Here is a 13,756-nt window from a genome sequence, read left to right on the forward strand (position 1 = left end):
CATGTCAGCCGCTACTCCCAAGGGCGTCCTGACGACGCCAGTCTTCAAGAACAACCCCATCGCGCTGCAGGTGCTCGGCATCTGCTCCGCGCTGGCGGTGACCACCAGCATGAGCGTGTCGCTGGTCATGGCCTGTGCGGTGATCTTCGTCACGGCCTTCTCGAACCTGTTCGTGTCGCTGATCCGGCACCATATCCCGTCGTCGATCCGCATCATCGTGCAGATGACCATCATCGCCTCGCTGGTGATCGTGGTGGATCAGATCCTCAAGGCGTATGCCTACGAGATGTCCAAGCAGCTCTCGGTGTTCGTCGGCCTGATCATCACCAATTGTATCGTCATGGGGCGTGCCGAAGGCTTCGCCATGACCAATACCCCGGGCATGTCCTTCCTGGACGGCATCGGCAACGGTCTCGGCTACGGTTTCATCCTGATGACCGTCGGCTTCTTCCGTGAACTGTTTGGTTCCGGCAGCGTGTTCGGCTTCACCGTGCTGCAGACCGTGCAGGATGGTGGCTGGTACGTGCCCAACGGCCTGTTGCTGCTGCCGCCCTCGGCGTTCTTCATCATCGGTCTGATCATCTGGGTGCTGCGCACGCTGAACCCGGAGCAGATCGAGGAGAGCGAGTTCAAGATGAAGCACAACACCGAACCGAAGGAGGCCGTGTAACATGGAACACTATATCAGCCTGTTCGTCGCCTCGGTCTTCGTCGAGAACCTGGCCCTGGCGTTCTTCCTGGGCATGTGCACCTTCCTGGCGGTGTCCAAGAAGGTCTCCGCGGCCTTCGGCCTCGGCATTGCCGTCATCGTGGTGCTGACCATCGCCGTACCGGTCAACAACCTGGTGTTGACTTTCCTGCTGAAGGAAGGGGCCCTGACCTGGACTGGCATCAGCGGTGCCGAGAACATCGACCTCTCGTTTCTGGGCCTGCTCAGCTACATTGGCGTGATCGCCGCCCTGGTGCAGATCCTCGAGATGTTCCTCGACAAGTATGTGCCGGTGCTCTACAACGCGCTGGGCGTGTTCCTGCCGCTGATCACCGTGAATTGCGCCATCCTCGGGGGGGTGCTGTTCATGGTCGAGCGCAATTACAACTTCGGCGAGTCCGTGGTCTACGGCTTCGGTTCCGGGGTCGGCTGGGCACTGGCCATCACCGCCCTGGCGGGTATCCGCGAGAAGCTCAAGTACAGCGACGTTCCCGGCTCCCTGCAGGGGCTGGGCATCACCTTCATCACCGTGGGCCTGATGTCGCTGGGCTTCATGTCCTTCTCGGGCATCCAGCTCTGAAGCCGGTCGTGCTGTCCCGGCGGTGACCCTTGCCGCCGGGAACCAGACAACGTCAAGCAATAGGAAACCGACATGGTTGATACAACAGTCATCTTGCTCGGTGTGGTCATGTTCACCCTGGTCGTCATCGGCCTGGTTCTGGTGATCCTGGCTGCCCGCAGCAAGCTCGTCAGTACCGGGGACGTGACCATCGAGGTCAACGGTGATCCCGAACATACCCTGACCACCCAGGCCGGCGGCAAGCTGCTCAATACGCTGGCCGCCAACGGCATCTTCCTCTCCTCCGCCTGCGGCGGCGGCGGCTCCTGTGCCCAGTGCAAGTGCCGCGTGGAGGAGGGCGGTGGCGCCATCCTGCCCACCGAGGAGTCCCACTTCACCCTGCGCGAGAAGAAGGAGGGCTGGCGGCTCTCCTGCCAGGTGCCGGTGAAGCAGGACATGAAGATCGAGGTGCCCGAGGAGGTCTTCGGCGTCAAGCAATGGGAATGCGAGGTCATCGCCAACCCCAACGTGGCCACCTTCATCAAGGAGCTCAACCTCAAGCTGCCCGAGGGCGAGGAAGTGGCCTTCCGTGCCGGCGGCTACGTGCAGCTGGTGGCCCCTCCCTACGACATCAAGTTCTCCGACTTCGACATCGAGGAGGAGTACCGGGGCGACTGGGAGAAGTTCGATCTGTTCAAGCTCTCCCACAAGAACAACGAGGAAGTCATCCGCGCCTACTCCATGGCGAACTACCCGGAAGAGAAGGGCATCCTCAAGTTCAACATCCGCATCGCCACCCCGCCGCCCAACACCAATCACCCGCCGGGCCTGATGTCGACCTACGTCTTCAGCCTGAAGCCGGGCGACAAGGTCACCGTGATGGGGCCCTTCGGCGAGTTCTTTGCCAAGGACACCGACGCCGAGATGGTCTTCGTCGGCGGCGGTGCCGGCATGGCGCCGATGCGCAGCCACATCTTCGACCAGCTCAAGCGGCTCAAGACGAAGCGCAAGATCTCGTTCTGGTACGGTGCGCGCTCCTGGCGTGAGACCTTCTACAACGACGAGTACGACCAGCTGGCCGAGGAGTACGACAACTTCGAGTGGCACTTGGCGCTCTCCGACCCGCAGCCCGAGGATAACTGGGAGGGCCCGACCGGCTTCATCCACAATGTTCTCTACGAGAACTACCTCAAGGACCATCCGGCCCCCGAGGACTGCGAGTACTACATGTGCGGGCCACCCATGATGAACGCCTCGGTGATCAAGATGCTGCTCGACCTGGGCGTCGAGCCCGAGAACATCCTGCTGGACGACTTCGGCGGATGAGCTTCCTCGCCGCGAGGCGAAACAAGGGGCCGGCCTGCGGGCCGGCCCTCTTTCTGTTGGCCCTGTTGCTGCCGGTGACGCTGCTGGTCGGATGTCGCAGCCAGTCACCGCTTCACCAGTTCGAGGGCACGGCCCTCGGTACCGGCTACCACATCACCCTGCATGCCGACCTGGACGAGGGAGCTCGCGAGCGTCTGGTGGCCGGCATCCAAGGTGAACTGGTCAACCTCGAACAGGACCTGGCGCGGCTGCTGGTGCCGTTGCGTCAGGCCCGTCGAGCACTGCTTTCCGGGGCGGCGAACGATGACGACCCGCTGGCGGATTCGCTGCTGCAGATGAGCCGGGCACTGGCGGTCGACCGGCTCGATGCGCTGCTCGAGAACCGCGGCATCGAGCATGCCATGCTGGAGCTGGGCGGGGTGGTGCGTACCCGGGGTCAGACGGGCGGGCGCCCCTGGCGACTGGCCCTCGACCGGCCCGGTCTTCCGGAGCAGGAGGCGTCGTGGCTCAGGCTCGGCGACGCCGCCCTGGTCCACCTCGATGCCCGGGATGGTGCGGGCCAGTGGATCATCGAGGGGGGTGAGCCGGGAGGGCTCCTCTCGGTCAGCCGACTTCTTGCGGTCAGCGTGGTGGCACCCACGGCCCTCGAGGCCGACCGTCAGGCCCGCGAGCTGATGACGGCCGGCCCCGAGGCGGTTGCGCAGGCCGCGGAGCGTGCGGTGCGCATCGTTGTCCTAACATCACAAGGTATTGAAATTCATCATGGTACGGCACTCGAGGCGTACCTCGAGGAGTCACCGAAGGGAGAGCACACATGACCATCTGGCTTATCGTTCTGGGCTTCATGCTGCTGATCATGGCCGCCATGGCGGTCGGGGTGATCCTCGGCCGCAAGCCGATCGCCGGCTCCTGCGGCGGGCTCAACCAGCTTGGCCTCAAGGAGGGCTGCGAGGTCTGCGGCGGCAAGGACGAGGTCTGCGAGGAAGAGAACCGCAAGCGCCAGGGCAGTGCCCGCCGCCGTAGCGACGAGAGCCGCGGCGCCGATCTCGGCTATGACGCCACCAAGCGGTGACCGGGCTTCGCCCGGAGCTGTAAGCTTGAAGCTGTAAGCGATAAGCAAAACCATTGCCGCTGGCTGGTTCGGTGGCAGCATCGCGGCTTACGGCTTACGGCTTACGGCTTACGGCTTACGGCTTACGGCTTACGGCGTTCAAGGGAACAAGGAGACGCGAGAGTCCATGGCAGTCCATAACTATGACGTGGTGGTGATCGGGACCGGCCCCGCGGGCGAGAGTGCCGCGATCAATGCCGCCAAGCACGGCAGGCGGGTGGCGGTGGTCGAGAAGCAGCCGACGGTAGGGGGCAACTGCACCCACTGGGGCACCATCCCGTCCAAGGCGTTGCGCCACCAGGTCAAGCAGATCATGCAGTTCAACACCAACCGCATGTTCCGCGACATCGGCGAGCCGCGCTGGTTCTCCTTTCCCCACGTGATGGAGCGATCCCGTGCCACCATCGACCAGCAGGTGGCGATGCGCACCAACTTCTATGCGCGCAACCGTATCGACCTGTTCAACGGCGTCGCCCGCTTCAAGGACGAGCATACCCTGCTAGTGCGCGGCAATGACGAGGGCATGGAGGAACTGGTCGCCCGGAAGGTCATCATCGCCACCGGCTCACGCCCCTATCGGCCGGGGGATATCGACTTCCGCCATCCGCGCATCTACTGCTCAGACACCATTCTCAGCCTGAATCATACGCCGCGCACCCTGATCATCTTCGGTGCCGGGGTGATCGGCTGCGAGTACGCCTCGATCTTCTCGGGGCTCGGCGTCAAGGTCGACCTGATCAACAACCGCGACAGCCTGCTCTCCTTCCTCGACGACGAGATCTCCGATGCGCTCTCCTATCACCTGCGCAAGCACGGGGTGCTGATCCGCCACAACGAGGAGTACGAGCGGGTCGAGGGTGACGAGTCCGGCGTCACCGTACACCTCAAGTCGGGCAAGCGGCTGCGTGCCGACGCCTTCCTGTGGGCCAACGGCCGTACCGGCAACACCGACCAGCTGGGCCTGGAGAACATCGGCCTGGGGGCCAACGGTCGCGGCCAGCTTCAGGTCGACGACCACTACCGTACCGCCATCCCGCACATCTATGCCGCCGGTGACGTGATTGGCTGGCCGAGCCTGGCCAGTGCCGCCTACGACCAGGGGCTCAACGCTTGCGACGAACTGCTCGAGCGTGACTACCGCTTCGTCAGCGAGGTTCCGACCGGCATCTACACCATCCCCGAGATCAGCTCCTTCGGTCGCACCGAGCGCGAGCTCACCGAGGCGAAGGTGCCCTACGAGGTGGCCCAGGCTTTCTTCAAGGATACCGCGCGGGCCCAGATCACCGGCGATACCGTGGGCATGCTGAAGATCCTCTTCGATCAGGACAGCCTGGCGATCTACGGCATCCACTGCTTCGGCGACCAGGCCTCGGAGATCGTTCACATCGGCCAGGCGATCATGCAGCAGCCGGGCGAGGCCAACTCCCTCAAGTACTTCGTCAACACCACCTTCAACTATCCCACCATGGCCGAGGCCTATCGGGTGGCCGCCCAGAACGGGCTCAATCGGGTGTTCTAGGCAACCGAGTATTACGTTCTTCAACCGCGCCGGTCGACCTCGACCGGCGTTTTTTATGCGTAACCGCCTGAGATGGATGGCGCTGCTTTCATTCACGAGCTCAAGACCCGGCGGTGCAGTCTTCATCCGACTATGCCGAGCATCGATGATGCTCCCGGCTCCAGCTCTCACATGATTTCCTCCCAAAAAGAACATGAGAAAAATAGGGTGCGCAGAAATCGGCCCACTATGTAATCTTGTGTATGCGGAACCTTTACTTTTGTAGCTATCAGTCAGGGTCGACCGACTGATTGGAGCGTTAAGGCTTGGCCATCCAAGATGAAGTGTGCGGCTTTGGAGAATGCCATGGCAACACTCCAGGGCGGTAGCGTGGTCAACCGACTCGCCAACGCAGTTTAGTTCATATAACTGGTGCTTCCCCGATCATGAAATATCTTATTACTGGCGGAGCGGGTTTCATCGGCTCTGCTGTAGTCCGCTTTATCATAAAAAATAGCGATGATCAGGTGATCAACCTCGATAAATTGACCTACGCGGGTAATCTGGAATCGCTTGTGGAGGTCGCGGACAGTCCGCGCTATGCGTTCGAGCAGGTCGATATCTGTGACATGGCTAAGCTGGAACGGGTCTTTTCAATGCATCAGCCCGATGTGGTGATGCACCTGGCGGCCGAAAGTCATGTGGATCGCTCTATCGACGGGCCTGAGGCCTTCATCACAACCAATATCGTCGGTAGCTATACCTTGCTGGAAGTGGCCCGCCGCTACTGGAAAGGACTGCCAGAGGCACGCCGAACCGCATTTCGATTCCTGCATGTCTCTACCGACGAAGTTTACGGTGACCTGGAGGGCGCGGGAGAAAGGTTCACCGAGAACACGAGCTATGCTCCCAGTTCACCCTATGCCGCCAGCAAGGCCAGTGCCGACCACCTGGTGCGTGCGTGGCGACGCACCTATGGGCTCCCTACGCTGATAACGAATTGTTCAAACAATTACGGCCCCTACCATTTTCCTGAGAAAATGATTCCACTGATGATTCTCAATGCCCTGGAGGGAAAACCACTACCGGTCTATGGGCAAGGCCTGCAGGTTCGCGACTGGCTCTACGTGGAAGATCATGCCCGTGCGTTGTGTGCCGTGGTGAGGCAAGGTCGTCCCGGTGAAACCTATAACATTGGGGGTTATAACGAGAAGCAGAACATCGAAGTGGTACAGACGCTGTGCGATCTGCTGGAGGAGTTGGCCCCGATAGCAGGCAGTCACTACCGTGATCTGATCACCCATGTGGACGACCGCCCAGGACACGATCAGCGCTATGCCATCGATGCAAGAAAGATCCACAGTGAGTTGGACTGGGCTCCTCGAGAGAGCTTTGAAAGTGGCATCCGCAAGACGGTTGAATGGTACCTAGCCAACCGCACCTGGTGCAGTCGAGTACAAGATGGCTCTTACCAACGTCAACGCCTGGGAACCAATGGTAGGGAGGTCGCATGAGCATGAAGGGCATAGTTCTGGCAGGGGGCTCCGGGACGCGCCTCTATCCGATTACCATGGGGATATCCAAGCAGCTGTTGCCAGTCTATGACAAGCCGATGATCTACTATCCGCTCTCGGTGCTGATGCTGGCCGGCATTCGGGACATTCTGATCATCACTACGCCGGATGAGCAGTACTGTTTCCAACGCCTGCTGGGGGATGGAAGCCAGTTCGGTTTGAACCTGATGTATGCCGTTCAACCAAGCCCGGATGGGCTCGCCCAGGCATTCATTATCGGAGAAACTTTCATCGGTAACGACAGCGTCTGTCTAGTACTGGGTGATAATATCTTCTACGGGCAGGGGTTCTCCCCGGTGCTCAAGCAAGCTGCTGGACGTGAAGAGGGTGCTACTGTGTTTGGTTATCTGGTAAGGGACCCCGAGCGCTTCGGAGTCGTGGAATTTGATGAGCATAAGAGAGCCATATCCATTGAGGAAAAGCCGGAAAAACCGAGATCACGCTTTGCCGTCACCGGTCTTTACTTTTATGACAATGACGTAATAGAGATGGCCAAGAAAGTTGAACCATCGGGCCGGGGGGAACTGGAAATCACAAGCATCAACCAGGCCTATCTAGCGCAGGGACGACTAAAAGTCGAGGTGCTTGGTCGTGGGTTCGCATGGCTGGATACTGGCACCCACGAAAGCCTTCTGGAAGCATCCCAGTTTGTCGAAACAATAGAGAAACGTCAGGGGTTCAAGGTCGCATGTCTGGAGGAGATTGCTTTCAATAATGGCTGGCTGACGGTGAACGACCTTTCACGGGCCGGCAGTGACCTGTCCAAGAATGGCTATGGACAATACCTGCTAGATCTTGTGGGGGAACTATGATACCGGTAACGCGTCCTTATCTTCCCGATCGCCGGAAGCTGGGTGCCTATCTGGACGGTATCTATTCGCGAGGCTGGCTAACCAACAACGGACCGCTGGTCCAGCTGCTGACGGAGCGCCTCGAGGAATATCTTGGTGTGCGGAATCTGTTGTTAGTGACCAATGGTACCCTGGCGCTGCAGATCGCCTATCATGCGATCGGGCTCGTGACGCCGCAGGCCTCGTCCGTCAGACGAGCCGTCACGACACCCTTCAGCTTCGCCGCAACGGCCAGTTCCCTGAAGTGGGAAGGTGTCTCGCCACACTTCTGCGATATAGACGCCGATAGCTGGTGCCTGGATCTCGCTTGCCTGACAGAGATCGATGGACGCGATATCCATGGCGTGGTACCCGTTCATGTATTCGGCAATGCCTGTGACATCGAAGGCATTCAGAGCCTGGCCGAGCGATGGCAGGCCAAGGTGGTCTACGATGGTGCCCACGCCTTCGGCGTCGATTATCAGGGGACCAGCCTGTTGCAGCATGGAGATGCCACCACGCTGAGTCTGCACGCCACCAAGCTGTTCCATAGCGTGGAGGGCGGCGCCGTGATCTTCCGGGACCGGGAGGATCTGCAGCTGGCGCGCGAGCTGATCAACTTCGGTATCGGTCCCACCGGTGAGCTCCGAGGGCTGGGAATCAACGCCAAGCTCAGCGAACTGCATGCGGCCATGGCATTGTGCGTGCTGGATGATATCGCGAACATCATGGAGAGCCGAGAGGCTATCTGGTGTCACTACGTCCTTCATCTGGATGGCTGTGTGGACCTTCAGCAGCGTCATCCCCAGGCCAGCAACAACTACGCTTATTTCCCCGTCGCCTTCCGCGACAGTCGGTCGCAGCATGCCTGCCGTATCGCCCTGGAGGCTGCGGGCATCATGCCCAGGCATTATTTCCACCCCTCCCTCGATGAATGTGGGTTCTATGGTGCCTCTGGTGAAGCGAGTCGCTCGCGCAGCCTGTCGAGCCGGATTCTTTGCCTGCCGATCTACCCCGGTCTGTCCCTGACCACCGTCGAACGGATTGCCGATGTGGTGAAGTGCAGCGTCACCGAGGCGGTTAGCGAGTGAGCCAATGCCAGCGGGGAAACCGACCGTCATGCGTGACGCCTTGAGCGAGCTGATCCGGCGCGAGAGTCGTCGAACCCGGGGGGAATTGATTCACGGTGTTACCGTGGATGCCTATCTGGACAAGGTACTGGCTCTAGGGGAGACCTTGGTGCACCTGCAAGGCGAGCGGCTGGTTGGTGCTCTGTTCGGTTACTGCAACGCACCGGATAGCGGCCTGGCCTATGTGAGCCTGCTGATCGTGGCGGAAGAGACCCGGGGCCAGGGAATCGGGGACATGCTGGTGGAAGCCTTCATCCGGCTGTCAGCGCGTCGAGGCTTTGCTCGAGTACAACTGGAAGTCCAGGCCAGCAACCATGCCGCCGTATCACTCTACAACAAGCATGGATTCTTTCGCATCGGTGAAGAGGGGCCCAAGTTGCTGATGCAACGAAACCTCCCCGGACGGCACATGAAATCGTAATTCATCGAATCGAAAATAGGGGGTTCGCCATGTTGGCTTCAGTTAGTGTCGAGCAGTTCGATCGTACAATAGAGGACAAGGGCTGGTTCCTCTTCGAGAAGGTACTGGATGATGAGTTTATCGCTCGCTTGCGAAGAGACTGTCTGAAGTGGATCGAGATCTGCAGCGAGTACCAGATCCGCAACGGTATCAATGAATCCGGTGATGGTACGGCTCATCACTGCCTGGGATCTGGAGACAGCATCGATCGTTTCATCGATATGCATCTCTTCCATGACTATATCGGCAGTTACTTCGGCAATGAGCCCTACATCTGCAACTCGCTGACCCCCATTGGCGGCTTTCCCGGTGCCGATATCTATGTCCATAAACTTCACCGTGACGTGCGGACCTTGATTCCGGGGTATCCGCTGAAGCTCAACATGCTGGTCATGTGCGATGACTTCACGGCCGAGAATGGCACCATGATGCTCAGCGGTTCTCACTATCGTCACGAACGGCCCAGTGATGAGGAGTTCGAACGACACCATGAGCGCCTGGTAGCACCGGCGGGATCCGTGGTGCTGTTCCACTCGACGCTGTGGCACAAGGGTGCCCATATCAAGGGGCCTCGTAATCGTGTGGCCCTGACGGTCGGCTACGGACGGGCCTACATCAAGCCGCACATGGATTACGCGAGAATGCTGGGTGAGGAGTATGGAAAGACACTTTCTCCCCTGACACGACAGGTGCTTGGTTACAACTCGAGGGTTCCCGTCAATCTCGATGAATGGTATCGGCCCATCGAAAAGCGTCTGTATCATTCGAATCAGGGCTGATAGCAATGACATTGACTCATGAGTTTCTTTGTAATGTGGCCCGGACCCAGGGTGGCTCTTTCTACATCTTCGATGCGAGTCGTTTCAAGGACAACTATCTGGCATTCCGCGATGGGCTGCGTCGACACTACCCCAATGCAGACGTGGCCTACGCCTTCAAGGCCAACTATATGCCCGCCATTGGCGAAGTACTGGCGCGGCTCGATGGCATGGGAGAGGTGGTCTCTGGGTTCGAGTACGAGGTTGCCAGTGGCTATCTACCGGCGGAGCGGCTGATCTTCAATGGTCCCGTGAAGCGTGACGAAGACATGATTCACGCCTTGCGTTCGGGTAGTCAGGTGAATCTGGACTCACTCTGCGAAGTGGGGCGGTTGGTTAATCTGCCATGGAACGACGGTCCCATCGATATCGGGTTGAGGGTCACTGCCATCAAGCCGGATGGCCAGCAGAGTCGATTCGGCCTGAGTGTGGAAGAGGGAGAACTGGATCGGGCGCTGGCGCTGATCGACTCCCTGGGCAAGGTCAACGTTGCCTCCCTGCATTGCCACCTGGCGACGCGTGACAAGTCGCCCCAGGATTTTGTCGGCCGCCTGGAGTATCTCTGGGCAATTGCCAAGCGACTGAATAGGCGCCATCGACTGCGCTCGATCAACATCGGTGGCGGTTTCTTCGGCGAGCTTCCCGAGACCCTGCAGCAGCAGTTTGCCTGTCCGATACCCAGTATCGACACCTATACCGAAACCATCGGCAAGGCCTTTTCCGCCATACACCCCGAGCGGCAGGTCACGCTGATCATCGAACCGGGTGTTTCGGTGGTCGCGAATACCATGTGCCTGGCGGTGAGGGTGGTGGATGTCCGTGAGCGAAACGGTTGTCGCCAGGCACTTATCGATACCAGCATCAATAGCGTTAATCCGCCCCGTTCCTCCCTGAAGGCTCCGCTGCGTGTGGTATCGGGGAGAGGTGAGGCCAGCTCACGGAGCCTAGCACATACTCTGGTGGGCAATACGTGCATGGAGCATGATGTCATCGAATCGCGATTCGATGCCGACTTGCAGGTCGGTGATTTCATTGTGTTCGAGAACCGCGGCGCCTATTCGATCAACTATACACCGGACTTCATCCATCCCGCGCCCGCCATCGTCGATAGGGAAGGCAAGGTGCTGAAGTCGGCGAACAGTGTCAGGACATCTTTGGGTTCCTATGTAGGGTGGCTGGCCTTGGAGCGCGCTAGATGAATATCTTGCTGACCAGTGTGGGGCGCCGCTGTTATCTGGTGGAGTACTTCAAGCAGGCCTTGGCGGGACAAGGGCGTGTCGTGGGCATCAATAGTGAGCCACAGACATCGGGCATGGCGGCTGCGGACCGTCGATATACCGTACCCCGGGTCGATAGCGATGCCTATATACCACGCCTGCTGGAGATCTGCAGTCAAGAAGAGATCGGCCTGATGTTGTCGCTCTTCGATATCGATCTACCTGTACTGGCAAAACATCGTGGCCAGTTCGAGTCGCTGGGTGTGGCCGTAGCGGTCAGCGACCCTTGGGTGATCGATGTAGCCAATGACAAGTGGCTGACGCACGGCTTTCTGTTGGAGCATGGCCTCAGCACACCCAAGACTTGCCTGGGCATCGATTCGGTCAGGCAGGCACTCCGGGCTGGTGAACTTGTCTTTCCACTTATCGTCAAACCCCGCTGGGGGATGGGCTCGATGGGTATCCATATCGCCGATGACTTGACCGAACTGGAGTTCTTCTATCATTACACTCGAAAGAATATCACCAGCAGCTATCTGAATATCCTGGCGAATACTGATATCGAAAATTCTGTCATCATTCAACAGATGGTCGAGGGGAAAGAGTACGGAGTCGATGTCCTGAATGACCTCTCAGGAGACTTTTTGACATCAGTGGTGAAAAGAAAGCTGGCGATGCGATCCGGTGAAACCGACATGGCCATTACTGAGGATAATGCCGAGGTGAAGCAAGTGGCCGAGTCGCTCGGCTCGATACTCAGGCATCGAGGTAATCTGGATATCGATATCATGGTGGAGTCATCGACCCAGATACCCACGGTGATCGAATTCAACGCACGGTTTGGTGGAGGGTATCCCTTTTCGCACCTGGCGGGTGCGGATTTTCCAAGTGTACTTGTGAGATTGGCAAGCAGACTTCTTGTGGGACAAGAATTTTTTGGTTATAAGGTGGGGGTCTGTGGGTTCAAGTCGTTGATTCTCAAGCGCATGTAGTGTTTTAATGCAATCAGACATCGAAAACCCTTGTTTACTCTCGAGGGTTGCCAAGGGGGGAATTTAAATTAACATGATCTTGGGTATGTTTGCAGGCGGCCGTTGTGATGAATAATGAAAATCTGAAGCAGGATATGCGTAGGGTGGCATGGGATGACAGTGATGGGAGTATACAATAAGGGGTCTTGTCTTGATGAAAAATAAAAATAATGAAGCTTGGTATGTTATGATTATGGCCAGCAATATTATCTCAGCCGTTTAAGGTTGGTGCGTATTAATATAATAATCAGGGTGGCATATAATTCAAAGAGGTAGGCATAACGGTGAGTCTTCGACCGATGAGCAATGTCTTTCGATGTGGGTGCCAGATCCGCGTTCGCTTCAAGCAGCAACTTCCCCCTCTGGGACGGCAATCAAAATACGCTTAATGGGCAGGATATGAGCGACGAGCTGATGAACGCCGAGCAGACGATCTATCACAGTAGTGAATATCCCTCGCACATTATTCTACCTTTGATTCCTCCGTGAGTCGTTGAGCGTCGGCATGGTACTGCTTTGCACGATCGAGACACTGACCGACCAGGCCAGCAACAGCCACAACAAACGGCTTATCTGCTTCACCTCATTGGGCGGAACTGCCAGGGGGCCATTGGCAGTTGTCCTTTCCAAATGAACGGTTGATCGGTAGCCGGCGACTGATTTGGCTTGTCCGATGCAGGTCACGTTACGGAATGAACCTCCCTGCGGGAGCGTCAGTGGCATGGGCGACCCGAGACTCAGATGAACGGTGCATATCATGAACAGAATAACGAGCCCTGGCTACGAAGAGGTCGATCTCGGTCGTCTCATCGGCCTTCTGGTCGACAGCAAGTGGTTGATCCTGTTCATCACGGTTGTGTTTGCTGTCGTCGGGACTGTCTACGCGGTACTCGCCACCCCGATCTATCGTGGCGATGCCCTGGTCCAGGTGGAGCGTCGTGCCACGGTCAATCCCCTCGAGGACATTGCTGCCGGCATGAGGGGAGAGGATCGTGAGAGCAGCACCGCGGCGGAGGTGCAGATCCTGCAGTCGCGCATGGTGCTTGGGCAAGTCGTTGATCGCGTGGGTCTGGATACCGTAGTCGTCCCCAAGAGCCTGCCGATTGTGGGTAGCTATGTGCAACGACACCAGATACCACGGCCAGCATTCGCCACGGCCAGTATCGACATCGCTGATTTCCTGCCGAGCAGCATCAAGCTACCCCGGTTCATGCAGCGCGACAGCTTCCTGCCTGATGCCATGACCGGCAGCATCTCCTTGCCAGATGACTTCAAGAGCGGCCTTAGCCTCCCGGGCTTTCTGCGCGGCCGTTCGGTTGTCTGGGGCGGCGAGTGGCTAGAGCTGGGCCGCCTGGAGGTCGCCGATCACCTGCGGGGCATCCCGCTGCGCGTCGTGGCCGGGGAGGGCGGTCGCTACACCCTCAGCCTGGACGGTGAGACTCCCCGCGCGCTCGGCGAGGCCCGTGTCGGCGAGCTGGCCCGTTTCGCCGAGG

The 13,756-nt window shown here is 58.7% G+C and carries 14 protein-coding genes; all 14 read left to right on the forward strand.

What is annotated here, in order from left to right:
* Position 1: 1 nt before the first annotated feature.
* Positions 2-670, forward strand: coding sequence for an NADH:ubiquinone reductase (Na(+)-transporting) subunit D (locus tag CR157_RS12280; protein ID WP_110283815.1), 669 nt, complete (start codon positions 2-4; stop codon positions 668-670).
* A gap of 1 nt (position 671) precedes the next feature.
* Positions 672-1,289 carry an NADH:ubiquinone reductase (Na(+)-transporting) subunit E gene (nqrE, locus tag CR157_RS12285; protein WP_110283816.1) on the forward strand — a complete coding sequence of 206 codons (618 nt, stop codon included), beginning with the start codon at positions 672-674 and terminating at the stop codon, positions 1,287-1,289.
* A gap of 72 nt (positions 1,290-1,361) precedes the next feature.
* A complete protein-coding gene (nqrF, locus tag CR157_RS12290; RefSeq protein ID WP_110283817.1) occupies positions 1,362-2,594 on the forward strand; it encodes an NADH:ubiquinone reductase (Na(+)-transporting) subunit F in 1,233 nt (410 codons plus the stop codon).
* Positions 2,591-3,412: an FAD:protein FMN transferase gene (locus CR157_RS12295; RefSeq protein WP_110283818.1), complete on the forward strand. Its 822-nt coding sequence runs from the start codon at positions 2,591-2,593 to the stop codon at positions 3,410-3,412. The genes nqrF and CR157_RS12295 overlap by 4 nt, the downstream gene beginning before the upstream one ends.
* On the forward strand, positions 3,409-3,666 hold the full coding sequence (gene nqrM, locus CR157_RS12300) for a (Na+)-NQR maturation NqrM (protein ID WP_102626092.1): 258 nt from the start codon (positions 3,409-3,411) through the stop codon (positions 3,664-3,666). The genes CR157_RS12295 and nqrM overlap by 4 nt, the downstream gene beginning before the upstream one ends.
* A 166-nt stretch (positions 3,667-3,832) precedes the next feature.
* Positions 3,833-5,224: a Si-specific NAD(P)(+) transhydrogenase gene (gene sthA / locus CR157_RS12305; RefSeq protein ID WP_110283819.1), complete on the forward strand. Its 1,392-nt coding sequence runs from the start codon at positions 3,833-3,835 to the stop codon at positions 5,222-5,224.
* Between the two features lie 425 nt (positions 5,225-5,649).
* Entirely contained in the window at positions 5,650-6,717 is a 1,068-nt protein-coding gene (gene rfbB, locus CR157_RS12310; RefSeq protein WP_110283820.1) for a dTDP-glucose 4,6-dehydratase, read from the forward strand.
* 2 nt (positions 6,718-6,719) lie between these two features.
* On the forward strand, positions 6,720-7,589 hold the full coding sequence (gene rfbA, locus CR157_RS12315) for a glucose-1-phosphate thymidylyltransferase RfbA (protein ID WP_181422064.1): 870 nt from the start codon (positions 6,720-6,722) through the stop codon (positions 7,587-7,589).
* Positions 7,586-8,698, forward strand: coding sequence for a DegT/DnrJ/EryC1/StrS family aminotransferase (locus tag CR157_RS12320; RefSeq protein ID WP_110283822.1), 1,113 nt, complete (start codon positions 7,586-7,588; stop codon positions 8,696-8,698). Before rfbA ends, CR157_RS12320 begins: the two co-directional genes overlap by 4 nt.
* 28 nt (positions 8,699-8,726) lie before the next feature.
* Complete coding sequence (locus CR157_RS12325; protein WP_181422048.1) at positions 8,727-9,158, forward strand: GNAT family N-acetyltransferase; 432 nt, start codon at positions 8,727-8,729, stop codon at positions 9,156-9,158.
* 29 nt (positions 9,159-9,187) lie between these two features.
* The gene (locus tag CR157_RS12330) at positions 9,188-9,976 is read left to right on the forward strand and encodes a phytanoyl-CoA dioxygenase family protein (protein WP_110283824.1); all 789 of its coding nucleotides are present in this window, start codon (positions 9,188-9,190) and stop codon (positions 9,974-9,976) included.
* A 5-nt stretch (positions 9,977-9,981) separates the two neighbouring features.
* The gene (locus CR157_RS12335; RefSeq protein WP_181422049.1) at positions 9,982-11,214 is read left to right on the forward strand and encodes a hypothetical protein; all 1,233 of its coding nucleotides are present in this window, start codon (positions 9,982-9,984) and stop codon (positions 11,212-11,214) included.
* The gene (locus CR157_RS12340) at positions 11,211-12,224 is read left to right on the forward strand and encodes an ATP-grasp domain-containing protein (RefSeq protein ID WP_110283826.1); all 1,014 of its coding nucleotides are present in this window, start codon (positions 11,211-11,213) and stop codon (positions 12,222-12,224) included. The genes CR157_RS12335 and CR157_RS12340 overlap by 4 nt, the downstream gene beginning before the upstream one ends.
* A gap of 796 nt (positions 12,225-13,020) precedes the next feature.
* A partial coding sequence (locus tag CR157_RS12350; RefSeq protein WP_258364170.1) for a Wzz/FepE/Etk N-terminal domain-containing protein occupies positions 13,021-13,756 on the forward strand: 736 nt, incomplete at its 3' end.

This window comes from Halomonas sp. LBP4 (assembly GCF_003202205.1).
In the GTDB taxonomy this organism is placed as follows: domain Bacteria; phylum Pseudomonadota; class Gammaproteobacteria; order Pseudomonadales; family Halomonadaceae; genus Halomonas; species Halomonas flagellata.